We start from the raw sequence: 23,415 nt of genomic DNA, 5'->3' as shown, positions 1-23,415 counted from the left end.
GCGGGGACGGGTCACTCCCGGCCCGCCCCGGCCCGGCGTCCGGGCCGCCCGGGCCACCAGGCGACGGCGCCGATGTCGCGGGCGAGCGCCGGGACCAGCAGCGAGCGCACGACCAGCGTGTCCAGCAGGACCCCGAAGGCCACGATGAAGGCGATCTGCACCAGGAAGGCGAGCGGGATCACGCCGAGCGCGGCGAAGGTGGCGGCGAGGACGACTCCGGCCGAGGTGATCACGCCGCCGGTGGCCGTCAGACCGCGCAGGGTGCCCTCCCGCACCCCGTGGCGCAGGGACTCCTGGCGCACCCGGGACATGAGGAAGATGTTGTAGTCCACGCCGAGGGCGACCAGGAAGACGAAGCCGTACAGCGGGACGGAGGCGTCCGTGCCGCTGAAGCCGAAGACGTGGGTGAAGACCAGCGCCGAGACGCCCAGGGTGGCCACGAAGTTCAGCGCCACCGTCGCCACCAGCAGCACGGGCATCAGCAGCGAGCGCAGCAGGCCGGTCAGGATGACCAGGATGATGGCGAGGACCACGGGCACGATGAGCGTGCGGTCGTGCTCGGCGGTGCGCTGGGTGTCGTACTGCTGGGCGGTGTAGCCGCCGACGAGGGCGTCCGCGCCCCGCACCTCGTGGAGGGCCGTCCTGAGGCGGGCCACGGTGCTCTTGGCGGCGTCGCTGTCGGCCGGCGCCTGGAGCGTCGCGTCGATCCGCACCCGCCCGTCAACCACCTCGGGCTCACCGCCGCCGGGGCGGCCGGAGGCGGTCACCGGGGCGGCGGAGGCGACGCCGCGGGTGTCGCGGGCCGCCGCGAGGACGGGGTCGAGACGGTCGGCCTCGGCGATGATCACCGCCGGGTTGCCGGAACCGCCCGGGAAGTGCCGGGCCAGGGTCTGCTGCGCGGCGACCGACGGGGTGTCGTTCACGAAGATCTCGTCCAGGGGCACGCCCTTGGAGTTCAAGGCCGGTGCGAAGGCGGCGCAGGCGAGCAGCGCGGCCAGCGAGACGGCCCAGATGCGGCGCGGGGCCCGGTCCACCAGTTCCGCGACGCGGTGCCACAGCCGGTGTCCGCCGGCCGCCTCCGGGTCGCCGGCCGGTACGGGCTTCGCGGGCCAGTACGCGGCCCGGCCGAGCAGGACCAGGACGGCGGGCAGGAAGGTGAGCGTGCTCAGTACGGCGCAGACGATGCCGATGGCGCCGACGGGTCCGAGCGCGCGGTTGTTGGTCAGGTCGCTGAGCAGCAGCGCCAGCAGGGCGAGGGCGACGGTGGCCGCGCTGGCCACGACGGCGCTCCAGGAGGCCCGCAGCGCGGCGCGCACCGCGGTGAAGCGGTCCGGGTGCCGGGCCAGCTCCTCGCGGAAGCGGGCGGTGAGCAGCAGCGCGTAGTCGGTGGCGGCGCCGATGACCAGGATGGAGAGGATGCCCTGGACCTGCCCGTCGACGCGTACGACGTCGCGCTCGGCCAGCGCGTAGACGACCGCGCAGGCCAGCCCCAGGGCGAAGACGGCGCCCAGGATGATGACGAGGGGCAGCAGGACGCTGCGGTAGACGAGCAGCAGGATCACCAGCACCGTGATCAGCGCGACGCCCAGCAGCAGCCCGTCGATGCCCGAGAAGGCGTCGGAGAGGTCCGCCTGGGAGGCCGCGGGGCCGGCCAGCTGCGCCTGCGTGCCCGGCACCCGTCCGGCCGCGTCGCCGATCCTCGCCAGGACGTCGGGCAGTGCGTCGCCGAGGCCGGGTTCGACCTGGACGACGGCCTGGAGCGCCTCGCCGTCCTCGGAGGGCAGCGCGGGCGACGCCTGCCCTACGACACCCGGCTCGCCCTTCAGGGGTGCGAGGGAGCGGGTGGCCTCGGCCCGGTGGCCGGTGACGGAGCCGTCGCCGCCGTCGGCGGTCCACACGACGATCACCGGGAGCGTCTCGTCCTGCTGGAAGGCCTTCTGGGCGTCGACGACCCGGGTGGACTCCGCGCTGCGGGGCAGGAAGGCGGCCCGGTCGTTGGTGGCGACCTCGCCGAGCTTTCCGGCGTACGGCCCGAGCGCTCCGCCGATGCCGAGCCAGACCAGGAGCAGGACCGCGGGGACGAGCCGGCGGGCCCATCGGGAGGGGGTGGACATCGGTGGCGGGTCTCCAGGTCTGCGTACCGGCGGGAAAGTGACTCGATCATAAACAATCTCAATCATCGAGTTACTTGCGCCCTCATGACACACCGGTGTGTGCCCCGGTCACTCCCCCGTATGCGGTAGGGCCGGGACGGTCAGCGCTCGTCCGACCGCACGAGGCGCAGCTCCTCGTTCATCGCCGTCAGGAAACGCACCACGACCGCGAGTTCTTCGTCGTCGAAGCGCGAACGGGCGGCGGCGGCGGCCTCGGCCAGCGGGAGGAAGTACCTCCGGGCCGCCTCCTTGGCCTCGGGCACGTAGCGCAGGTGGACGACCCTGCGGTCGGCGCTCTCCCTGACCCGGCGCACGTGCCCCGCGCGCTCCAGCCGGTCCACGCACGCCGTCACCGCGCCCGAGGTCAGCCCCAGGTGCTCGCGCAGCCGCCCGGGCGTCATGGGCTCGCGCGCGTCCAGGATCGCGGCGAGCGCCTGGACGTCGGTGGCGTGCAGGCCGTGGCTGCCGGCGAAGCCGTGCACGAGTCGGTTGATCTCGCCGTTCATCCGCCTCAGCCGTGCGGCGAGCACGTGCAGGTCGCTCGCCTCGGGGCCGGGGCCGGTCCTCCGCTCGTGCGCGTGCTGTCCGCGCCGGTTCGCTGTCGCCACGCGATCAGCGTATAGAAGGGTCGACCTGGGCCGGGACGCGTCCACCGCGGCCCGTCGGGGGGAAGGGGTGACGGTGACGACTGTCCCGCGAACGACGGAGCCGCATGAGCCAGGGAAGCGAAGGACCCGACCGGGTGAGCGACGAGAGCGGCGGAGCGGGCCTGCGCTGCCTGGTCACCGGCGCGACGGGGTACGTCGGGGGCCGCCTCGTGCCCGAACTGCTCGACGCCGGGCACCGGGTGCGGTGCCTGGCCCGCTCCCCGCACAAGCTGCGCGACCATCCGTGGGCCGGGAAGGCCGAGGTGGTGCGCGGGGACGTCACCGACGCCGGCTCGGTGGCGCGGGCGATGGAGGGCGTCGACGTCGCCTACTACCTGGTGCACGCGCTCGGCAGCGGCGACGACTTCGAGGCGACCGACCGGCGGGCGGCGCGCACCTTCGCCGAGCGGGCCGAGGCGGCAGGCGTACGGCGCATCGTCTACCTGGGCGGCCTGACCCCGTCCGGCGTGCCGGAACGGGACCTCTCGCCGCACCTGCGCTCGCGGGCCGAGGTCGGGCGCATCCTGCTGGCCTCGGGCGTGCCCACGACCGTGCTGCGCGCGGCGGTCGTCATCGGCTCCGGGTCGGCGTCCTTCGAGATGCTGCGCTACCTCACCGAGCGGCTGCCGGTGATGGTCACGCCCAGCTGGGTCCACACCCGGATCCAGCCGGTCGCCGTCCGGGATGTGCTGCGGGCGCTCGTCGGCAGCGCCACGATGCCGGCGGAGGTGACCCGGGCCTTCGACGTCGGCGGCCCCGACATCCTCACCTACCGCGACATGATGGTCCGCTACGCCGAGGTCGCGGAGCTGCCCAGGCGGCTGATCCTGCCGGTGCCGATGCTGTCCCCCGGCCTGTCCAGCCACTGGGTCGGGCTGGTCACGCCGGTCCCGGCGGCCATCGCGCGCCCGCTCACCGAGTCGCTGCGGCACGAGGTGGTGTGCCGCGAGAACGACATCGTCCGGTACGTGCCGCCACCGCCGGGATACCCGCTCGGCTTCGACGACGCGCTGCGGCTGGCCCTGCAACGGGTGCGCGAGGCCCGGGTCGCCACCCGCTGGTCGTCCGCGTCCGTGCCGGGGGCGCCGAGCGATCCGCTGCCCACCGACCCCGACTGGGCCGGCGGCAGCCTCTACACCGACGACCGCGCGCTGACCGTCGACGCGCCGCCCGACGCGCTGTGGCGGGTCGTGGAGGGCATCGGCGGCGACAACGGCTGGTACTCCTTCCCGTTGGCGTGGGCGGTACGGGGCTGGCTGGACCGGCTGGCCGGCGGGGTGGGCCTGCGCCGGGGCCGCCGGGACGCCGCGCGGCTGCGGGTCGGCGACTCGCTCGACTTCTGGCGGGTCGAGGAGATCGTCCCCGGCCGGCTGCTGCGCCTGCGCGCCGAGATGCGGCTGCCGGGGCTCGCCTGGCTGGAGATGTACGCCGAGACGGACGACGCCGGGCGGACGCGGTACCGCCAGCGGGCGCTGTTCCATCCCCACGGGCTGGCGGGCCAGGCCTACTGGTGGAGCGTGTGGCCCTTCCACGCCGTGGTCTTCGGCGGCATGGCCCGCAACATCGCCCGCGCCGCCGCGCGCGCTCCGCGACCGTCCGACGGGGCCCAGGACACCCCGGCCCCGTGAGACCGACGTCCCGCGTGCCCGGGCTGCCGTGCGCACGCGCTCCGCACAGGTCCGACGGGGTTCTCACGACACCCCGCCCCGTGACACCGGGACACCGCGCACCCCGGGCTGCCGCCCTACGGACGACCAGGCACCGACGCCCCGGCCGGTCCCACCCCACCCCTGTACCGCCCCGACACCTCCCGGACACCGCCCGACGCAGCCCCACGGACGACCGGGCACCGACACCCCGGCCGGGCGTGCGCCGCACCGGTCCCGCCCCACCCCTGTACCGCGCCGACGCCGCCCGGACACCGCCCACCGCAGCCCCACGGACGACCGGGCACCAACTCCCCCGGCCGGGCGTGCGCCGCACCGGCACGCCTGTGCCGCGCCGACGCCTGCCGGGCGCCGCCCGACGCACCGCACCCGCGCACGGCCGAAAAACCCGGCCATGCAGTCCGCCACGCCCTCGCTCCCGGCCCGACCGTGTCGCTCCGCCGGACGCACTCCTGCGTGCACGGGCTTGTGGAGGGGCCGGCGCCGACCGGTCGGCTCCTCGCCGGGCCCGTCCGGACCGCCGCTACGGCTCAACCCGCCGCGGACCGGCGACGGGGCGGCGGCGCGGACCCGCGCGTCCCCGCCAAGGGCACTCTCCGGTCGGGTAGCGTCGCGCGGACCCCCTGCGAGGAGCGCCATGACCACGTCGGTCGTCCTGTTCACCCGCGATCTGCGGCTGCACGACCATCCGCCGCTGCGCGCGGCCCTCGACCGCTCCGCGCCCGTGGTGCCGCTGTTCGTACGTGACCGGGCCGTGGACGCCGCCGGCTTCGCCGCGCCCAACCGGCTCGCCCTCCTCGCCGACTGCCTGCGGGACCTGGACGCGGGTCTGCGGGAGCGGGGCGGGCGGCTGTTCTTCCGCTCCGGCGACCTGGTCGAACAGGTGTGCGCGGTGGTTGGCGAGGCGGAGGCCGACGAGGTGCACATGGCGGCCGACGTCAGCGCGCACGCCCACCGGCGCGAGGAACTCCTGCGCTCCGCGCTCGAGGCGCGGGGCTGCCGGCTGCACGTCCACGACGCCGTGACGACCGTGCTGGCCCCGGGCTCCGTCACCCCGGCCTCCTCCGACCACTTCGCCGTCTTCACGCCGTACTTCCGGCGCTGGAGCGAGCACTCCGTCCGCGAGCCGCTGGCCGCCGCGCGCAAGGTCCCCGTCCCGGACGGCGTCGGCTCGGAGCCGCTGCCCGCCCGCGGGGACCTGACGGGGCTGTCCCCGGGCCTGCCCGCCGGCGGGGAACGGGAGGCCAGGAAGCGTCTGACGGCCTGGTCGCGCGGCGGCATCACGGGCTACGCGGACCACCACGACGACCTGGCCGGCGACGCGACCTCCCGGCTCTCCCCCGACCTGCACTTCGGCGCCCTCTCCCCCGTCGAGGTGTTCCACCGGGCCCGGCGCAAGGGCGGCACCGGCGCCGAGGCGTTCGTGCGGCAGCTGGCCTGGCGGGACTTCCACCACCAGGTGCTGGCCGCCCGCCCTCACTCCTCGGCCGCCGACTACCGCACCCGGCACGACCGCTGGCGCACCGGTGCCGCCGCCGAGGCCGACACCGCCGCGTGGCGGGAGGGGCGCACGGGCTATCCGATCGTGGACGCCGCGATGCGCCAGCTGCGGCACGAGGGCTGGATGCACAACCGGGGCCGCCTGCTCGTCGCGAGTTTCCTCACCAAGACGCTGTACGTGGACTGGCGGGTGGGCGCCCGGCACTTCCTCGGGCTGCTCGCCGACGGCGACGTGGCCAACAACCAGCTCAACTGGCAGTGGGCCGCGGGCACCGGCACCGACACCCGCCCGCACCGTGTCCTCAACCCCACGACGCAGGCGCGGCGGTTCGACCCCGACGGGGCGTACGTCCGGCGCTGGGTACCCGAGCTGGCGGGGTTGGAGGGCCGTTCCGTGCACGAGCCGTGGCGGCTGCCCCAGGAGGAGCGGTCCGCGTACGGCGCCTATCCGGACCCGATCGTCGATCTCGCCGAGGGGCTGGACCGCTTCAGGCGGGCCCGGGGACGCGACTGAGCGACGGGCCCGCCGCAGGCTGCCGTCAGACGGCGCCGTCGGGGCGGGACGTGTGGTCCGGGTGATTCCTGGTCCGGCGTGCCTCCTTCAGCTCCGCCTCGTAGAGGTGGTCGCGGCCCCCGGCCAGGCGCGTCACCGCTTCCCGCGCCAGGTCCCGGAACGCCTGGTAGTACGTCCGGTCGTACGCCTCGACGATCTGGAAGGTCCAGTGGCCGGGGATGACGTTGCGGCCCAGGATCTCCGTGCGGACGCGCTCGGCCCAGTCCTCGTGGCCGGCGGCGCGCAGCAGCTCGACCGCGCGGTCGAGCTCGAAGTCCGCCGAGCCGGTGAACTGGTGGAAGGCGAACAGGTGGCCGCGGGCGCACTCGGTCGTCTCCAGCGCCTTGGACAGGGACCCGAGGGCCTCGACCGTCGCGTCGCTGACGCCCTCGGGACGCCGGTGCGCGTCGTCACCCATGGCGCCCCAGGGGGTCGTGGCCCCAGTTCATGAGCGAGTACCGCCACCGGGTGTCCTCGACGTCGCCCGACGGACGCTGGGCCAGGTGCCGGCGGACGTAGCCGACGACCTTGCGCATGTGCTCGTAGTCGTCGTCGGAGAGGTCGCCGTTCTTCTTCCGCAGGATCTCGACGATCCGGCGGCCGGACGCGTGCCCGACCGACTCGCCCCCGTCCTGGTGGTGCCCGGCGTCGCGGGACTCGTCGCTGTCGAGCCACTTGTCCAGTTCCGCCGGTGTCATGTTCACCAGCTCGTGGAACGCGTCCCGGGTCTCGTCCTGCTCGTCGCCGTCCATGTCACCTCACTTCTTCTTCAGCGCGGACGGCTTGTGCACCGCCGACCTGCCCGACTTGTCGCTGCGAACCTGGTACTGCGGATCGTCCGCGGAGGCGTCCACGGTGCGGCCCGCAGCCTCGGTGCGCTCGGTGATCTTCTTCTCCACCTCGCCCTCGGTGCGGGAGCCGTGGCTGCTCCAGGTGACCTTGTCGCCCTTCTTCAGGCGCTCGCCGTCGTCGCGGTGCTTCGCCATCGCGGTGCTCCTTCGCCTGCGCGCCCCCTCGGCTTCCTGGACGGTATGGGTGCCCAGCCGACGGGGCGCCACTCGGGCCCGGGACGGATTCGCCGCCGAACTATCCTGGTCGCGGCCCCGGCGCCGCCGTCCCGGCCGGCCCCGGCCCTCGTCACCGCCGTCGTTCCAGGAGCAGCCCGTTGAACACCAGCACAGCGACCCCGGACAGCTACTACGAGCGGATCGACGAGCACCGCTACAAGCCCACCCCGCACGTGGGCGGGGCGTGGAGCCCGGACGAGCAGCACTTCAGTCCGCTCGGGGGTCTGATCGTCCACGCCGTGGACCGCCATCTGGCGGACCGCCCCGGTGCGGCGGACATGTCGCTGAGCCGGATCGGCTTCGACATCCTGGGCCGCCCGGCGCTGGACGAGTGCGAGATACGGGTGGAGACCGTCCGGCCGGGACGCACCATCGAGCTGGTCGAGGCGACCGTGCTGACGGCGGGCCGGTCCGTGGCGCGGGCCAGGGCGTGGCTGCTGGCGGACGGGGACACGAGCGCCGTCGCCGGCGGGGGCGCCGACCGGCTCCCCGCGCCGGACACGCTGGCCCGCTGGCCGATGGAGACCGAGTGGCCCGGCGGCTACATCGCCTCCCTGGACGTACGCCCGCTCTCGCCGCCCTCCCCCGGCCGCACCACCGCCTGGATCTCCACCGGTCTCGACCTGGTCGCCGGGGAGAGCGCGAGTCCGCTGGCCTCCTACGTCGCGCTGGTCGACACGGCCAACGGCATCGCGGTGCGCCAGTCGCCCCGGGAGTGGATGTTCCCGAACGTCGATCTGACCCTCCACCTGCACCGTGCGCCGCGGGGCCGCTGGACCGGGCTGGACACCACCGTCGTCTTCGGGCCCACCGGTCAGGGCATCACCAGCACCGTGCTGCACGACGTGGACGGGCCCGTGGGTCACGCCCAGCAGATGCTGACCGTCCGTCCGCAGCCCTGAGCGGCCCGGGCCCGGTCCGGCGCCTCAGCCCTGCCCCGGGCCCGCGGGCGGATCGGCGAGGATGCCCTCCAGCAGTCCGGTGGCCTGGCCGACCTCGATCAGGTAGCCGTCCGGATCGCGCAGGTAGCACCGCAGCTCGGCCTTCCGGTCGATCGGCGGGGTGAGGAACTCGGCGCCGAGCGCGCTCCACTCGCGGTGGCAGCGCTCGATGTCGGCGACCCGGATGTTGAGGAAGCTCGTCGCCGTCCCGGGGTCGTCGGGCGGGCGCAGCGTGACGTCGGGTTTGTCCGGCGTGGGTCCGCCGCCCGGGTTCATGATGATCCAGCTGTTCGCGAGTTTGACGATGCACGGGTTCTCCGCGAGCACGACCTCGCCGCCGAGCACCTCCGAGTAGAAGGCACGCGAGCGCGGCACGTCGACCACGGTGAGGAAGTGGGTGAGCAGCAGTCCGGACTCCGGTGCCGGCAGGTCTTCACGGCGCATTCCTGGACCCCCAGGAGCTGGTGACTGGTTTCCTCCGTCACGTCCATCATGGACCGCGCCCGGCCCGCCGGAAAGACGATCAAGAAGGCGTGAGGACCAGCCGGCCCCGCACCCGGCCGGCCTCCAGCCCGCGGTGGGCGTCGGCCGTCCGCGACATCGGCAGCCGGCCGGCGATGCGCGGGCGCCACGGGGTGTCGGTCAGGACGCCCACGACGCCCCGTGCCGCCTCGGCGAGGTCGGCGGTCGTGGCGTTGCTGATGGCGAAGCCCACGATGCTCGCGTCGCGGGTGTAGAGCCGGCTCACCGGCAGTGCGGCGGGCCCGGTGCCCAGTCCCACCATGGCGACCAGGCGCCCGCCCCGGGCCAGCGACTCCACCGCGTCGGCGAGCACCCCGTGCCCGGACGTGTCCAGGTGCACGTCGTAGCCGTCGGGGGCGGCTCCGCGCACGCGTGCGCCGAGGTCGGGCGCGTGGTGGTCGAGGACCTCGGCGGCGCCCAGTTCCCGCACCGCCTCGGCGTCCTCCGCACGCGCCGTGGCGACCACTCGGGCTCCGGCGCGGGCGGCGAGGGCGACGGCGGCGCCGCCCACGTTCCCGGCGCCGCCCCCGACGTACACGGTCTCCCCGGCCCGCAGCCGCCCGTGCCGGAACAGCGCGAGCCAGGCGGAGGCGGCCGGGTGGGCGGCCGCCACGAGGTCTTCGCCATCGACGCCGGGCGGCGCCGGGTAGAGGCGTTCGGCGGCGACCGTCGCGTACTGGGCGAAGGAGCCCTGCCGGCCGCCGTGGCCCAGGCTGTTGCACCACACCCGCTGCCCGACGGCGAAGCCCGCGGCGCCGGGCCCGGTCGCGGCGACCTCGCCCACCAGGTCGCGGCCGACGACGAACGGCGTGGGCAGCGGTGTGGCGTACGCGCCGGAGCGTACGAAGGTGTCCACGGGATCGGCGGCGACGGCCGACACCCGTACCAGTACGTCCGTGGGCCCGGCCTGCGGTACGGGGAGTTCCCCGTACCGGATGGCGTCGGCGGGTCCGACGGCGTCGATGTACGCCGCCCGCATCGTGTCCGGAACCGTGCCGTTCATGGCCTCATGCTACGAACCGCCCGGTGGTGACGCAGCGGAGGGCCGACCGCCCGGCTGGCGGTAGGACACCTCCAGTTCGGCGATCGAGGTGAACGTCTGGGTGCCTCCGCTGCCTCCGACGACGCGCACGCCGTCGCCGCTGGTGGTGGCGAAGTCGAAGACGTAGGTCCGGTTCGTGCCGGCGGCCGACGAGGTGGGGTAGGCGGGGGTGCCGTGCTGGGCCTCGACGTCGCGCCAGACGCCGTCGCGGCGGATCTGGATCCGGGGCGCGCTGCCAAACCAGCCGCCGTCGCCGAACATCCGGCCGGTCGTGTAGGCGACCTGGTTGAGCCGGTACTGGCGCGGCCAGGTGTAGCCCCACCAGCTGGTCGGTTTGCGTTCGTCGTTCCAGTCGTCCTCGTTCTGCGCCTTGTCGCCGTCGTTGTAGATCGCGGTGCCGAAGTGGGTGGCGCGTTCGACCGGGACGGTGCCGGGTTCGCGCGCGAGGTTGCGCGCGCCGTCGGGTGCGTTGCCGGGTGTGGTGGGCTCGGACGGGGTGAGGGACATCCGGCGCAGCGAGTAGGTGTACGCCCAGAAGTCCCCGCCCGGGTAACCGCCGCCGCAGGGGCAGACGTTGGACTGCAGCCACATCGACCTGCCGTCCGCGGCTATGTACTTGGACGGGATGGTGGTGGCGTAGCCGCCGTGCTTCGTGTGTGTCCAGGGGTAGCCGCCGAAGTCCTTCGGGGTGAAGCGCTTCCACGGGCCCCAGGGGGTGGCCGCCTCGTAGAACTCGAAGGTGTACTCGGTCCACGAGGTGTAGATGTAGCGGTTCAGCGGCTTGTTGTAGACGACGCCGCCCTGGCTGATGACGCTGAGGTCCCTGACGCGGCCCGGGGTTCCCACGTTCTGGTAGACGCGCCGGTCGTCGTGCAGGACCGCCACCCGCCGGCCGATGTCCGGCGTCCACCGCGGGGTGCCGGCGCCGTCACCGGCGTAGAACCGCCAGGCGGACCGGTCCTGGACGGAGTCGGCGGGCACCCGGGCCAGGTAGAGGTCGGTGGGGTCCGGGTCGGGGTCGAAGGTGTCGCGCCAGTTGTGGTCGAGGCCGTAGGCGTAGACGTATCCGTCCGGGCTGTTCGCGTTGTCCTTGCCGTAGTCGAGGAACATGACGGTGGTGAACTTCTCGTCGGAGAACATCGGCGTGGTCTTGTCCGACGTCCAGGTCGCGCCCTTGTCGGTGGACTTGACGACGGTGGCGCTGGGAGCGTTGTCGAGCGTGCCGCGCCTGAGGTCCTGGACGGCGAGGTACAGGTCGCCGTTGACGCAGGCCATGCCGGTGGGTTTGCGGTAGTACTGCTGCGGGTCGCCCCAGATCCGGCCGACCCCGTCGCCCGAGGCGCGCTGGGTGCCGGTCAGGTTGCCGGGCATGCCGCTGATCCGGGCCACGCCGATGTCCTGCCAGGTGTCGCCGAATCCGACGCCGTCGCCGTAGGCGGCGTAGAGGTTGTCGTCTCCCGACCAGCACGACGGCCACAGGTCGCCGTGTTCCCTGTTGTCGCCGGCGGCGGGGGCCCCGACGGTGGCGCCCGGATCGATGCCGGCCGTGGAGAACCAGGTGCTCTCCTGGGCGTTGGCGGGTGTGGCGGTACCGGCGGCGGGGGCCGGTGGGCTCCCGGTGTCGGCCTGGACGGCGGGGGTCGTGGACGCCGTGACGGCGGCCAGCCCGGCCACCAGGGTGATGAGCAGTCTGCGTGTGCGCACGGGTACTCCTCGGTGGGGCGGACGGGGAACGTGCTCAGACCGCGAGACCGTTGATCCGGTACTGCATGACCCGGTAGTTGCGGTCGTCATACCACTGGCTCACGGCGATGTCGAAGTCGCCGAAGGTCGACCCGGGGAGGATGAAGCCGCCGTAAGGGCTGGCGACCGCGTTGCCCGACTCGTGGCCCGGTGTGGTCGGCACGACGACGGTCTGCTCTGGGGTGGTGAACAGGTTGCTCGTCGGGAGCGCGAAGATCTGCGCGCGCATCGACAGGGGCTCCATGTTCAGCCAGGTCAGGGCGTACCGGCCGCCCATCGCGCGGAAGCAGATCTCGCCCCACCGGCGGCGGGCGGTGATGGTGGTCGGGTAGTTGCCCCACGCCCAGGCGCCGCCCGCGTACCCCCAGGGCTCGTAGGCCGCCGGGTCACCGACCCGGTCCTGGCGGACGCGGTGCAGCAGGAGGTCGGAGGGCACGTCCCGGTTGAACACCGTCGACAGGACGTAGCAGTAGCCGTCGTCGGCGACCGCGTACGTCTTCTGCTGGAACTGGCCGCCGTACTGGTCGCCCGGCCACTGGCACAGGTACTGCCAGGTCTCGCCGTTGTCGGTCGAGCGCCAGAAGTCGGAGTGGTGGGTGCGGTACAGGACGCCGCGCATCAGGTGCATGTACATCGTGCCGCCGACGGTGAAGACGTCCGACGGTATGGCGGTGGTGCCGTTCTCGTGGCCCTCCGGGACCAGGCCCACCGCGTGCGCGCCGCCCACGCTGTCGTCGACGACGAGGGCGTCGAGGTCGGGGCGCCGGGCCCGCAGGCCCACCGGGGCGCGCCAGTCGCCGTCGCCCACGCCGGCGCCGTCGAAGGTGTCGCCGCAGACGAAGAGCATCGTGCCGTCGGGACAGCGGACGGGTATGCCGAGGTCGGTCCAGGCGGCGCCGAACGCGCCCGTCTCGGCAGGGCCCGTGAGGTCGCGGATCTTCCGTCCGGTGACGGCGGCCGCGCTCCCGGGGGCCGCGCTCGCCGGTGCCGCGCTCGAAGTGGCGGTGGCGAGCCCGGCCGCCGTCAGGCCGAGGCCCGTACGGAGCAGGAGGCGTCGGCTCGGTCCGCCGGTCTCCGGCGGCTCGCCATCTTGCTCATTGTGTCGTGAACCTGTCATTCGTACCATGCGGAACTCCTCGGATTCGTGGGGGTGTTCCGCCCGTCACGGGCGACGGGCGGAACGCCGGGAGCGGTCGGTACTACAGCGCCACGTCCCCGCACAGGTGCACCTCGACGCCCAGCTCGGCGAAGAGGGCGGCCTTGGCGCGCAGCGCCTGGTCGGCGGTGGCCGCGTCGGGGGCGTAGGCGACGTTCAGGTGGTTGGCGCGGTGGCGGGCCATGAACTGGTCGCGGGTGACCCCGTGCAGGACCGCGTGCATGATCGGCCACTGGGGGTTGGTGGCGTCCAGCCGGCGCCGCGTCTCCTCCCCGGGCAGCTCGACGGCGCTCGCGCGGCCGAGGTCCACATGAAGGCGGCCGTCCATCAGGAACACGCGCGACCAGACGATCTCGCCGGGCTTGGAGACACCGCTGAGGGTGCCGCCGCCGAGCGGGAAGAACATCGGCGGCTGCCGCATGCTGTACGACTTGTCGTAGCCGCCATGGTGGGAGGCCGGGACGGAGCCGGAGATCTCGAAGACCCAGACGAACCGGCCGTCGTACTCCTCGCCCCAGCGGATGTCGTGCAGCGTGGTGGCCGGGTCGAGGCCCATAGCCGTCCAGATGCGGTTGGTGACCAGGGAGTCGACGGCGACGCCCTCGTCGACCTCGTTGAAGTGCGGCAGCGGCGCGCCGGCGTACAGCTCGCGGGCGCCGTCGCGGCTGAGCACGGGCGGGCGCTGGACGTTGTTGAGCAGGCCCTCGGCGAGGTCGCTGGCCGGCACCGTGTCCTTGAGGCCCTGCTGGTACTGGATGCCGACCGCGTCGAGTCCGAAGTCGTCCGAGATGCGCAGCGCGGCGATGTACATCTTGAACTGGCTGAGCAACTGCGCGTCGGTGAGTTCGGTGGCCTCGTCGGTGCCGGTGTGGAAGGTCATGCCGGCGTCGTCCAGCCAGGTGCGGACGGCCTGGGCCTCCTCGTCGGAGACCTTGTTCATCTCGGCGACCAGGGCGCTCTGCGAGAGGCGCTCCTTGTAGATGCCGAGCGGGTTCAGGAACTCGTCGTCGATGATGGCGTTGTACATGCCCATGCAGCCCTCGTCGAAGACGCCGATGATCGCCTTCTCTTCGCGCAGCTGCCGGGCGAGAGCCGTGCCGAGTTCGGTCTCGGCGTCCTCGGGCAGTGGGGGCAGGGGCCGGACGTGGCCGGCGTCGTGGGTGAGGGTGCCCGTCTCCAGCCAGGTGCGCAGGCCCTCCCGTGCCCACTCGTCGGTGAAGTCGGCGCTCCACAGGACGGAGTAGTCGATGCCCGCCTTGGTGAGGCTGCCGGCCAGGCCCAGCAGGCCGACCAGGCCCGGGAACTCGCCGCTCCAGTTGGCCACGACCAGGATCGGTCCCCGGTGGTCGCGCAGCCCGGCGAGGACATGGTGGCTGTACTGCCACACGGCCTCGACGACGATCAGCGGGGCGTCCTTGGGCAGGTTCCTGAAGACCTCGATGCCGGCGCGCTGGCTGTCGATGAACCCGTGGCCCTTGGCCTCGTCGACGGGGTGCCCGCGGCGCACCTTCCGGCCGAGGGCGGTGACGGCCGCCGCGAGGTCCTTCTCCAGCTTCTCCTGGGTGGGCCAGCAGGTGGTGTTGGCGGCGGGGCGGAGGTCGCCGCTGGTCACGGTGTAGACGGTGGCCGGCTCTGCGGCCGGCGGCTCGTGGAGGACGGGCAGGGTGTACGCGGTCATGCGGTCTCCGTTGGTCGTGCGTCCGGCCGGTGGGGCAGGCGCGGGTCGAGCGGGTCGTTCACGGCTCCGGGCGCCGGCCGGCGGCCGGGGGCAGTCGGTCGGCGGTCCGGGCGGTCGGTCAGCGGGCCCGGGCGGGCCGTCGGTCAGCGGTCCTGGAGCGTCGCCAGGGTGTGGACGACGTCCGAGGTGGCCGGGTAGAGGCGCCGGTAGAGGGCGTAGAGGTCGTCGTAGCGCTTCGCGTGCTCGGGGCGCGGGGTCACCGTCTCGCGCACCGGGTTCCAGTCGTCGACGCGGACGTCCTGGACGAGCCCGGCGGCCAGCAGTGCGCCGCCGTAGCCGGCGCCGATGGTGGTGGTGCGCAGCTCCTGCGGGCGGCCGGTGATGTCGGAGACGATCTGCGTCCACAGGGCGCCCTGGGTGCCGCCGCCGACGGCGACCACACGGCGGATGTCGCCGCCGGCCGCCTCGATCACCTCGATGTTGTGCCGGACGCCGAAGCCGGTGGCCTCCAGCGCCGCCCGGTACAGGTCGCCGCGGGTGTGGGACAGCGTCAGGCCCGCGATCACACCGCGGGCGTCCGGGTCCATGACCGGCGTGCGTTCGCCGGAGAAGTACGGCAGCATCAGCAGGCCGTTGGCTCCGGGCCCCGACTCGGCGGCCAGGCGGGTCAGGCCGGCGTGGTCCTCGTCGGCGAACAGGTCCCGCAGCCAGTTGGTGACCGCCCCGGAGGTGGCCATGCCGCCGGCCAGGTTGCGGGTGCCGGGCAGGGCGCCGACCGTACCCCACAGGGACTCACTCGTGAGGGGCTCTGGGACGGTGTGGACGAGGAACATGGTGGTGCCGTACATCAGCATCAGGTCGCCGGTGCCCTGGGCGCCCACGCTCAGCGCCTCCGCCCAGGCGTCGATCGTGCCGGTGGTCACCGGGATCCCCGCGGGCAGGCCGGTCTCCCGGGCGGCGTCCGGAGTGAGGGTGCCCGCGGTCTCGCCGGACCAGCGCAGCGGCGGCAGCTCGATGCCGGGGGCGACCTCCGCGGCCCAGGGGGCGTACCACTGGCGGGCGTGGGTGTCGTAGAGCGGTGTGCACTGGCTGGCCGAGTGGTGGTCGAGGACGTAGGCGCCGGTGAGTCTGCGCACCAGCCAGGAGCTGGGCATGTAGAGGCGGCGGGCGCGGGCGTAGCGCTCGGGCTCCTCGTCGGCGACCCAGGCGATCTTGGGTCCGGCGGCCTGGGTGGTGAGGGCGGAACCGCCCCGGCGGATGATCTCCTTCGCGCCGAGCCGGGCCTCGATGCGCTCGATCTGGCGGACCGAGCGGGTGTCCACCCCGTAGAGGATCGCGGGGCGCAGCGGTGTGTCGTGCTCGTCGGTCAGCAGGACGCACGGTCCCATGCCGCTGACGCCGACGGCGGTGACGGTGACGTCGCCGGGGGCGGTCAGTTCGCGGGCGAGGGCGGTGAACTCGTCCCACCAGACGGCGGCGTCCATCTCGAAGCGGCCGGGGCCCGGCCTGGCGGGGGTGTGCTCCCGTACGGCGGAGCGGATCAGGGTGCCGTCGAGGCCGACGAGTACGCCCTTGCTGCTCGAGGTGCCGATGTCCACACCGATGACTGCGTTGCGAGGCATGGCGAGCACGTTCGCAGAAATCGATTTCAGCGTCAAGGGAGCGCGCACATCACGCGACTTGTCCGCAGAAGGCCGGGTCAGACGGGGTGCGCCAAGTACCGGAACACGCGGCCGTCTCAGCTCTTGACACCCCTTGGAGGCCGCTCTACGTTTCGGTGAAATGGATTTCAGGGATGCTGAAACGCCGCGCCGCCACGACGACGGCGTAGCGTCCTCCCCGCGCCCACGACGCCCTCACGGGCCCACGGCGCGCTCCGCAACTCCACCTTGAGGGCAAGACACGATGACGACCTTTGGACTCGACGGCATCTCCCGCAGGACGCGTGCCGTGAGCCGCTCCATCAGCGCCGAGAACTTCACCGGTGCCAGGGCCGGCGGCGGCCGGGCCACGGAGGGCACCGGAGCCGTGGCGGCGAGCCGGCTGGGGCCGGGCTGGAAGATCTCCCCCAGCATCGACATCGCCGCCGGCGAGACGGCGGTGCTCGCCGACATCGAGGGCCCCGGCACCATCCGCCACCTGTGGTGCACCACCGACCCGCACGGCGCCTGGCGCGGCACCCTGCTGCGGATGTACTGGGAGGGCGAGGAGACCCCGGCCGTCGAGGTCCCGCTCGGCGACTTCTTCTGCAACGGCTGGAACGTCTTCAGCCAGGTCTCCTCCGTGCCCGTCGCGGCCAACCCCAACGGCGGCTTCAACGCGTACTGGCCGATGCCCTTCCGCCGCAAGGCGCGCATCACCCTGGAGAACCTGACCGCCGAGAAGGTCACGCTGTACTACCAGGTGGACTACGAGCTGGACGAGGTCGGGGAGGACGCCTCGTACTTCCACGCCCAGTGGCGTCGCAGCCACCCCGTGCCGTTGGGCGAGGTGCACACCCTGCTCGACGGCGTCACCGGCGCCGGCAGCTACGTGGGCACGTACATGGCGTGGGGCGTGAACAGCCCCGGCTGGTGGGGCGAGGGCGAGCTGAAGTTCTACCTCGACGGCGACGACGAGTACCCGACGATCTGCGGCACCGGCACCGAGGACTACTTCGGCGGCGCCTGGAACTTCGACGTGCCCGGCCAAGGCTACACCGCGTACACCACCCCGTATCTCGGTCTGAACCAGATCCTGCGTCCGGACGGGCTGTACAGCAGCCAGCAGCGGTTCGGGATGTACCGCTGGCACGTCCTGGACCCCGTCCGCTTCGCCGAGGACCTCCGCGTCACCGTGCAGAGCCTCGGCATCGGCCCCGGCCAGGGCAACGGTCTGCCGCACCGCTACCGGCACACCGGCGACGACATCGCCAGCACCTCGCTCTTCTACCTGGACGCACCCGCCTGCGCGTCCCGTCCGGCCACCCCGGACCTGCTCGCGCTAGAGGTCGACTGACCCGCTCGTCCGTCCCGGGCCCCCGTCCCACCCACGACCCATCCCACTCCGACAGGAGCGCACGCATGCTCCAGCACGGCAACGAAGCCGGGCACCCGGCCCCGTCCCCGGCCGGCACCTCACGCCGCCGCTTCCTCACCGCCACCGCCGGCATCGGCGCGGCCGTCGCCGCCCCGGCCCTGCTCACCGGTTGCGGCACGGCCCGGGCGAAGGGGGGCAATCTCCAGTTCTGGAACTTCTACGGACCCCAGCGCTCGCCCGACCCGGCGGTCAACGCGCAGTCCAAGTGGTTCACCGACATGGTCGGGAAGTGGAACGCCACCCACAAGCAGCAGATCGACCTCGTCTACCTGCCGCAGCCCACCTACCTCAACGGGTTCAAGCTGCCGTCCGCCTTCGCCACCGGCGAGGGCCCGGACATCTTCATGCTCTCCCCCGGCGACTTCCTGCGGTACTACAACGGCGGTGTCCTGGAGGACCTCACGCCGCACATGGAGAAGGCGGCGGTCGAGGACTTCGGCTCCGCCCTGGACAGCCGCAAGGTCGACGGCAAGGTCTACGCCCTCCCCATGGAGGTCGAGCCACTGGCGATGTTCTACTCCCAGGACCTGTGGGAGAAGGCCGGCCTGTCCGAGGCCGACGTCCCCACCACGTGGGACCAGATGCTCGACATCGGCGACAAGCTGAGCTCCCGCACCACGGCGGGACTCGTCTTCGAGACCAATCCGGGCTACTACCAGAACTTCACCTGGTACCCGTGGATGTGGCAGGGCGGCGGCGACGTCCTCGACGAGCACGGCGAGGTCGCCTTCGACTCCAAGGGCACCCGCAAGGCCCTCGCGCTGTGGCAGGACGCCGTGCGCCACGGCATCGCCCCGCGCACCGTGCCCGCCGCGGGCGACGTGATCGGCGGCTTCAAGGGCGGCAACGTCGGCATGTGGCAGCAGGGCATCTGGAACGTCGCCAGCTTCAAGGCCTTCGCACCCGACTATCCGTACGGCGTCTTCAAGCTCCCCACTCCCCCGGGCGGCGACTACGTCACCGCGCTGGGCGGCTGGTCCTTCTGCGCCAACGCACAGGGCCGCAACCCCGAGGTCGCGGCCGAGTTCTGCGTCTGGGCCCTGGGGTCCATGAAGGACGACTCCATCGACCGGATGGTCGACTGGTGCGTCCGCGCCAAGACCGACGTGGCCCCCCGCGCCAGCGCCCTGGAGCGCGGCGCCGCCAAGGGCGGCTACGACTCCGAGGTGATGCGCCGCTTCAAGGACGAGATCTTCCCCGGGGGCCGTGCCGAACCGCGCTATCCCCCGGTGGTCTACAAGGCGATCTCCGACGCCATCCAGGGCACCATGCTCGCCGGCCGCGGCGTGGAGAGCGAGATCGAGCGGGCCACCCGGTCCATCGACGCGTACACCAAGAGCTACAAGGGGGCGAGCCTGATATGAGCAGTGTCGCCGCGAAGGAGCGCCGGGCCGCCGCGGCCCCGGCGCAGGCACCGGCCTCGTCCAGAGGCAGCGGACTCAGCCGCAAGCACCGCGAGTGGCTGGCCGCCGCCCTCTTCCTCGCCCCCGACGTCCTGGGGCTGCTGGTCTTCGTCGCCGTCCCGATGGTGCTGTCCATCGCGCTGTCCTTCTTCCAGGTCAGCGGGTTCGGCAGCTACGAGTGGATCGGGCTCGGCAACTACGAGCGGATGATGAACGACCCGCTCTTCTGGGACTCCATGAAGATCACGGGCCTGTACGTGGTGATCCTCGTGCCCGTGCTGTTCTGCGTGAGCCTCGGGCTCGGCCTGCTGGTCAAGCAGAAGCTGCCCGGCATGGGCGTCTACCGCACGGCGCTCTTCCTGCCGTACGTCATCAGCCTCGTGGTGGTCGGCGTGCTGTGGAAGTTCCTGCTGGACGAGCAGACCGGCGCGGTCAACCGCGCCATGCGGGCGGCCGGCCTGGACGGCGAGTCCTGGCTCGGCAGTCCCTCGCTCGCCCTCGGCTGCGTCATCGCGGTCATGGTGTGGGTGATGATGGGCTACTACATGATCATCTTCCTGTCGGGTCTCCAGGAGATCCCCAAGGAGTACTACGAGGCCGCCAAGCTGGACGGCGCGGGTCCGTGGACCCAGTTCCGCTCCATCACCTGGCCGCTGCTGCGCCCGACCAGCTTCTTCGTCCTGATGATGTCCACGGTCGCGGCCATCACCGGCGGTCTCGACCTGATCTTCGTCCTGACCAACGGCGGACCCGCGAACGGCACGTCGCTGGCGATCTTCTACATCTACCAGCAGGCCTTCGGGTTCGGTGAGTACGGCTACGCGTCGGCCATGGGCTCGTTCCTGGTACTGATCATGGTCGCCGTCTCCGCGGTGATCTTCAAGCTCACGAGAGGCGGGAGGTTCGACGATGGCCAGTGACACCCTGACGACCGGGGCCGGCGAGTCCGGCGGCCCCGGCGGGCACGGCACCGGGGGCGGCCGGCGCCGGTCCCTCTCCCCGCGCGCCGGGCTGACCGTGCTGGCCGTCGTCGTATCGGTGATCAGTGTGCTGCCCGTCCTGTGGATGCTCACGTCGTCGTTCAAGACGCGCGAGACCGTCACCGACGGCAAGCTGATCCCGACGGACTTCACCTTCGACAACTTCGTGTACGTCTTCACGGAGGTGCCGTTCGCGCGCTACCTGTGGAACAGCTTCTTCATCTCCGCGGTGATCACGATCGCCGCGCTGTTCTTCCACTCGATGGCCGCCTACGCGCTGGCCCGACTGCGTTTCCCGGGCCGCGAGAAGCTCTTCGGGGCGATCTTCGCGACCCTGCTGGTCACCGCGCCCGTGGTGCTGATCCCGCTGTTCATGGTCGCCCGCGAACTGGGGCTGCTGGACAGCTACGCGGGCCTGATCATCCCGGCGATCTTCAATGCCTTCGGCATCTTCCTGCTGCGCCAGTTCTATCTGGGGCTGCCCAAGGAGCTGGAGGAGGCGGCCGTCGTCGACGGGTGCGGCCACTGGCGGGTCTACTGGAACATCGTGCTGCCGATGTCCCGGCCGATCCTCTCCGCGCTGGCGATCTTCTTCTTCCTCGCCAACTGGAACGCCTTCGTGTGGCCGCTGGTCGCCACCAGCGACCAGGACCTGACGGTGGTCCAGCTGGGCATCGCCTCGTTCCAGACGCAGTACACGTCGAACTGGAACTACATCCTGGCGGCGGCGACGGTGGCCGCGCTGCCCATGCTGATCCTCTTCTTCGTCTTCCAGCGGCAGATCGTCGAGTCGATCAAGACCTCGGGCATCAAGTAGGAGGACATGCTTCAGCGGCGCCGCACCGGCCGAGGGGACCGGTGCGGCGCCGCTGCCGTGTCCTCACCGGCCGACCGGGCCGCCGGTGCTCTCCCGGACCTGGAGCGTCGTGCGCAGCACCACGGTCTGCAGGGGCGCGTCGCCGCCCTCGATGCGCTGCAGCAGCAGGTCGGCCGCCGTACGCCCCAGCTCGTAGGAGGGCAGCTCCACGGCCGACAGGGACGGCCGCACCAGTGACGCCCAGGGGACGTCGCCGAAGGAGAGGACGCCGATGCCGGGCGGGGCGAGTCCGGCCTCGCGCAGGGCGTCGAGCACGCCGATGGTCATGAGGTTGTTGGCGACGAACACCGCGTCGGGCGGCTCGGGCAGCGACAGCAGGTCGCGCATGGCGGCCCGGCCCCCCTCGACGCGGAAGTCGGCGTGGCGTACGTAGGTGTCGTCGCCGTCCCGGTCCGGCCGCGCCGCCCGCAGCGCCTCCCGGTGGCCGGCCAGGCGCTCCTCGGAGGTCGAGGCGCCCTGGGGTCCGGTGATGCAGGCGATCCTGCGGTAGCCGGCCCGCAGCAGGTGCCGGGTGGCGGCCTCGCCGCCGTGGCGGTCGTCGAGGCGGACCGCGTCCACCTCCGCGTCCCGGGGGCGGCGGTCGACGGCGACGACGGGGACACCCCGGGCGGTCAGGGGGCCGAGGTCCGTCTCGTCCTGGGAGGCCGCCGCCACGATCACGCCGGCCATCTGCTCGCCGAGCGCGACCTCCAGGTAGCGGCGCTCCTTTTCGGTGTCCTCGTCGGAGTTGCACAGCACCACCGAGAGACTGGTGCGCTGCGCGGCGTCCTCGACGCCGCGGGCGAGCGAGGTGAAGAACGGGTTCTCGATGTCCGGGATGAGCAGCGCGATCACGCTGGAACGCTGTTTGCGCAACGACCGGGCGAGACGGTTGGGCGCGAAGCCGAGCGCCGCCGCGGCCTGCTGCACGGACTGGGCCCGTGCCGGGGTGACATTGCCGCCGTTGAAGACCCGTGAGACGGTCGCCGGGGATACTCCGGCGGCTCGCGCCACGTCCTGGATCGTCACCACCTGCGTCCGCGCCCTCTCACCGTGCGTAAGGTCCACCTGCTCACCCTACCTGCGTCTGAAAAGGATTTCACCCTTTGCCTGAGCGGGCGAGCGGCGGAGGGACACTCGCCGGGCGCTCGCGCAGCCGGCGACCTCGCCGGGTGAGCCCCCAGGGTTTGAGGACCGAGAGCACCGTCATGAAGACGTAGGCGGACAGGGAGACCACCGGCCCGAAGAGCACGTCCCCCGCGTCCGGCAGCGGCTCGCCCGCGGCCACCGCGGCGACCGCCGAGTTCACGCCGGGGCGCAGCGCGAGGAACGTGGCGACGGTCGTGCCCAGGGTCAGCCAGAACTTCGTGTACACCCACCGGTGCCGGGCGAGACCCCATGGCGTGCCCAGGGCCAGCACCAGGCCGCTCGCCAAGGTGAGCAGGGCGAGGGGAAGCAGCAGCCAGTCGGCGAACAGCTTCATGCAGCGGGCGGCGGCCTCCACCGTCGCGGGGGACGCGTTGGTCGCCGCGGTCACGCCGAGCGCGAGCAGTCCGAGCGTGAGCCCGAGCCAGGCGGCGGAGGCGACGGCATGGACGACGACGAGGGCCCGGCGTGCGGGGCGGTCGAGTTTCATCCCGTCCACGCTGCCGGTCGGCGGCCGCCCGGGCGTCCCGCCGCGGGAGCAACTCCGCGTACTGCACCGGGCGTACGCGGCCGGGGGGCGCCGTGACCCGATCGGAGCAGACCCCGGCCGCCCGCGCTGCACGGGGGAAGCGGGCGCCGTAGCCTGAGCGTGTCTCCAGGAAACGCCGCTAGGAGCTCCCATGCGTCTGCCCATCGAACCCAGGAATGTCGCCCCTCGACTGGCCACCGGGGCTTTCATTCTCAACTCCGGTCTGGCGAAGCGCGGGGCCGATGAGCAGACCGCCGCCATGATGCACGGAATGGCGAAGAACACCTATCCGTTCCTCGGCAAATTGCAGCCGAAGGCTTTCGTCCGGCTGCTTTCCGCGGGCGAGATCACGCTGGGCGCCGCGCTGCTCCTGCCGGTCGTGCCGACGGCTGTGGCGGGCGCCGGGCTGACCGCGTTCTCGGCCGCCCTGGTGGGTCTGTATCTGCGCACGCCCGGCATGCGCGAGGAGGGCGGCCTGCGCCCGACCCAGGAGGGTACGGCCCTGGCCAAGGACACCTGGATGCTCGGCATGGGTATCGGGTTCGTCGTGGACGGGGTCACGAGCCGGGCGTGCTGACCCTCCTCGGGCCGGCGCGGCGGCCCTCGCGGTAACGGCGGGTTGCCGGGGAATCAACGGCGGACCACGGAATCCGTAATGCCGAGCCATTCCGGTACGCAATGGCTCGACGGCGACCGAAACGGTATCGGTCCGCGCTTCGACATCACTATGCTCAAGCCGCTTCGCCGATTCGGC

Annotated in this window: 21 protein-coding genes; 8 read left to right on the top strand and 13 right to left on the bottom strand. The window is 72.7% G+C overall.

Features of this window, described 5'->3' with window-relative positions:
• Positions 1–11 precede the first annotated feature (11 nt).
• On the bottom strand, positions 12–2,114 hold the full coding sequence (locus ACIQFU_RS06040) for an MMPL family transporter (RefSeq protein ID WP_402549325.1): 2,103 nt from the start codon (positions 2,112–2,114) through the stop codon (positions 12–14).
• A gap of 140 nt (positions 2,115–2,254) precedes the next feature.
• On the bottom strand, positions 2,255–2,761 hold the full coding sequence (locus ACIQFU_RS06035; RefSeq protein ID WP_402549324.1) for a MarR family winged helix-turn-helix transcriptional regulator: 507 nt from the start codon (positions 2,759–2,761) through the stop codon (positions 2,255–2,257).
• A 104-nt stretch (positions 2,762–2,865) separates the two neighbouring features.
• On the opposite strand from ACIQFU_RS06035, the gene ACIQFU_RS06030 reads away from it, so the two are divergent.
• Together ACIQFU_RS06030 and ACIQFU_RS06025 are read left to right on the top strand one after the other, a co-directional pair.
• The gene (locus ACIQFU_RS06030; protein WP_402549323.1) at positions 2,866–4,428 is read left to right on the top strand and encodes an SDR family oxidoreductase; all 1,563 of its coding nucleotides are present in this window, start codon (positions 2,866–2,868) and stop codon (positions 4,426–4,428) included.
• Between the two features lie 676 nt (positions 4,429–5,104).
• Positions 5,105–6,481: a cryptochrome/photolyase family protein gene (locus ACIQFU_RS06025; RefSeq protein ID WP_402549321.1), complete on the top strand. Its 1,377-nt coding sequence runs from the start codon at positions 5,105–5,107 to the stop codon at positions 6,479–6,481.
• A 25-nt stretch (positions 6,482–6,506) separates the two neighbouring features.
• Here ACIQFU_RS06025 and ACIQFU_RS06020 read toward each other — a convergent pair whose 3' ends face one another.
• From ACIQFU_RS06020 to ACIQFU_RS06010, 3 genes are read right to left on the bottom strand one after another with little or no spacing between them, the layout of a single operon-like run.
• Positions 6,507–6,938, bottom strand: a complete 432-nt coding sequence (locus ACIQFU_RS06020; protein WP_402549319.1) for a hypothetical protein — start codon at positions 6,936–6,938, stop codon at positions 6,507–6,509.
• Positions 6,931–7,272, bottom strand: a complete 342-nt coding sequence (locus ACIQFU_RS06015; RefSeq protein WP_402549318.1) for a DUF3140 domain-containing protein — start codon at positions 7,270–7,272, stop codon at positions 6,931–6,933. The genes ACIQFU_RS06020 and ACIQFU_RS06015 overlap by 8 nt, the downstream gene beginning before the upstream one ends.
• 6 nt (positions 7,273–7,278) lie before the next feature.
• The gene (locus ACIQFU_RS06010; protein ID WP_402549316.1) at positions 7,279–7,506 is read right to left on the bottom strand and encodes a DUF2945 domain-containing protein; all 228 of its coding nucleotides are present in this window, start codon (positions 7,504–7,506) and stop codon (positions 7,279–7,281) included.
• A gap of 179 nt (positions 7,507–7,685) precedes the next feature.
• On the opposite strand from ACIQFU_RS06010, the gene ACIQFU_RS06005 reads away from it, so the two are divergent.
• Positions 7,686–8,489: a thioesterase family protein gene (locus ACIQFU_RS06005; protein ID WP_402549314.1), complete on the top strand. Its 804-nt coding sequence runs from the start codon at positions 7,686–7,688 to the stop codon at positions 8,487–8,489.
• A gap of 24 nt (positions 8,490–8,513) precedes the next feature.
• Here the strand turns inward: ACIQFU_RS06005 and ACIQFU_RS06000 are convergent, their stop codons facing one another.
• The 6 genes from ACIQFU_RS06000 to ACIQFU_RS05975 all read right to left on the bottom strand — a co-directional run bounded on the left by ACIQFU_RS06000 (position 8,514) and on the right by ACIQFU_RS05975 (position 16,291).
• Positions 8,514–8,972: a VOC family protein gene (locus ACIQFU_RS06000; protein ID WP_402549313.1), complete on the bottom strand. Its 459-nt coding sequence runs from the start codon at positions 8,970–8,972 to the stop codon at positions 8,514–8,516.
• 79 nt (positions 8,973–9,051) lie between these two features.
• Positions 9,052–10,053, bottom strand: a complete 1,002-nt coding sequence (locus tag ACIQFU_RS05995) for an NADPH:quinone reductase (protein WP_402549311.1) — start codon at positions 10,051–10,053, stop codon at positions 9,052–9,054.
• A gap of 9 nt (positions 10,054–10,062) precedes the next feature.
• On the bottom strand, positions 10,063–11,796 hold the full coding sequence (locus tag ACIQFU_RS05990) for a DUF4185 domain-containing protein (protein ID WP_402549310.1): 1,734 nt from the start codon (positions 11,794–11,796) through the stop codon (positions 10,063–10,065).
• A 34-nt stretch (positions 11,797–11,830) separates the two neighbouring features.
• Positions 11,831–12,952, bottom strand: a complete 1,122-nt coding sequence (locus ACIQFU_RS05985) for a DUF4185 domain-containing protein (RefSeq protein WP_402550012.1) — start codon at positions 12,950–12,952, stop codon at positions 11,831–11,833.
• Between the two features lie 82 nt (positions 12,953–13,034).
• Positions 13,035–14,669 (bottom strand): fucose isomerase, encoded by a 1,635-nt coding sequence (locus ACIQFU_RS05980; RefSeq protein ID WP_402549308.1) that lies wholly within the window; start codon positions 14,667–14,669, stop codon positions 13,035–13,037.
• 143 nt (positions 14,670–14,812) lie between these two features.
• Positions 14,813–16,291, bottom strand: coding sequence for an FGGY-family carbohydrate kinase (locus ACIQFU_RS05975; RefSeq protein ID WP_402549307.1), 1,479 nt, complete (start codon positions 16,289–16,291; stop codon positions 14,813–14,815).
• Between the two features lie 283 nt (positions 16,292–16,574).
• Between ACIQFU_RS05975 and ACIQFU_RS05970 the strand changes: the two genes are divergently transcribed.
• The 4 genes from ACIQFU_RS05970 (at position 16,575) to ACIQFU_RS05955 (ending at position 20,947) form a co-directional block, all read left to right on the top strand.
• Positions 16,575–17,666: a glycoside hydrolase family 172 protein gene (locus tag ACIQFU_RS05970; protein WP_402549305.1), complete on the top strand. Its 1,092-nt coding sequence runs from the start codon at positions 16,575–16,577 to the stop codon at positions 17,664–17,666.
• A 65-nt stretch (positions 17,667–17,731) separates the two neighbouring features.
• Positions 17,732–19,111, top strand: a complete 1,380-nt coding sequence (locus ACIQFU_RS05965; protein WP_402549303.1) for an ABC transporter substrate-binding protein — start codon at positions 17,732–17,734, stop codon at positions 19,109–19,111.
• Positions 19,108–20,070, top strand: a complete 963-nt coding sequence (locus ACIQFU_RS05960) for a carbohydrate ABC transporter permease (RefSeq protein WP_402549302.1) — start codon at positions 19,108–19,110, stop codon at positions 20,068–20,070. The genes ACIQFU_RS05965 and ACIQFU_RS05960 overlap by 4 nt, the downstream gene beginning before the upstream one ends.
• Positions 20,060–20,947, top strand: a complete 888-nt coding sequence (locus ACIQFU_RS05955; protein WP_402549301.1) for a carbohydrate ABC transporter permease — start codon at positions 20,060–20,062, stop codon at positions 20,945–20,947. The genes ACIQFU_RS05960 and ACIQFU_RS05955 overlap by 11 nt, the downstream gene beginning before the upstream one ends.
• A gap of 63 nt (positions 20,948–21,010) precedes the next feature.
• Here ACIQFU_RS05955 and ACIQFU_RS05950 read toward each other — a convergent pair whose 3' ends face one another.
• Both ACIQFU_RS05950 and ACIQFU_RS05945 read right to left on the bottom strand, forming a co-directional pair.
• Complete coding sequence (locus ACIQFU_RS05950; protein ID WP_402549300.1) at positions 21,011–22,054, bottom strand: LacI family DNA-binding transcriptional regulator; 1,044 nt, start codon at positions 22,052–22,054, stop codon at positions 21,011–21,013.
• 31 nt (positions 22,055–22,085) lie between these two features.
• Positions 22,086–22,622: a DUF2269 family protein gene (locus ACIQFU_RS05945; protein WP_402549298.1), complete on the bottom strand. Its 537-nt coding sequence runs from the start codon at positions 22,620–22,622 to the stop codon at positions 22,086–22,088.
• 190 nt (positions 22,623–22,812) lie between these two features.
• Here ACIQFU_RS05945 and ACIQFU_RS05940 point away from each other — a divergent pair, with 190 nt between their 5' ends.
• Positions 22,813–23,238 (top strand): hypothetical protein, encoded by a 426-nt coding sequence (locus ACIQFU_RS05940; RefSeq protein WP_402549297.1) that lies wholly within the window; start codon positions 22,813–22,815, stop codon positions 23,236–23,238.
• Positions 23,239–23,415 lie beyond the last annotated feature (177 nt).

Source organism: Streptomyces sp. NPDC093065 (assembly GCF_044754585.1).
GTDB lineage: Bacteria > Actinomycetota > Actinomycetes > Streptomycetales > Streptomycetaceae > Streptomyces.
This window is presented reverse-complemented; position numbering and strand designations above follow the sequence as displayed.